At 68.8% G+C, this 272-nt stretch carries 1 protein-coding gene; it reads left to right on the top strand.

Annotated elements, in window-relative coordinates:
- A partial coding sequence (locus C5P05_RS00525) for a peptidoglycan-binding domain-containing protein (RefSeq protein WP_198674567.1) occupies positions 1-272 on the top strand: 272 nt, incomplete at both ends.

Raw genomic sequence — 272 nt, 5'->3', positions numbered from 1 at the left:
GCGCGCGGGCCGGCCTTCCTGGTGGGACCCAACTTCCGCACCATCCTGCGCTACAACAACTCGACCAGCTATGCACTCGCCGTCGGCCTGCTGGCACATCAGCTGGCCGGCGGCCCAGCGGTGCAGGCACCCTGGCCGCGCGATTTGCAGCTACTGACGCGCAGCCAGTTGCTGGCGCTGCAGACGGTGCTGAACGCACGTGGCTTCGACAGCGGCACGCCCGACGGCATGATGGGTCCGGCCACATTGCGCGGCGTTCGCCGATACCAGCA

This window comes from Rhodoferax ferrireducens (assembly GCF_003347515.1).
Lineage (GTDB): Bacteria > Pseudomonadota > Gammaproteobacteria > Burkholderiales > Burkholderiaceae_C > Rhodoferax.
This window is presented reverse-complemented; position numbering and strand designations above follow the sequence as displayed.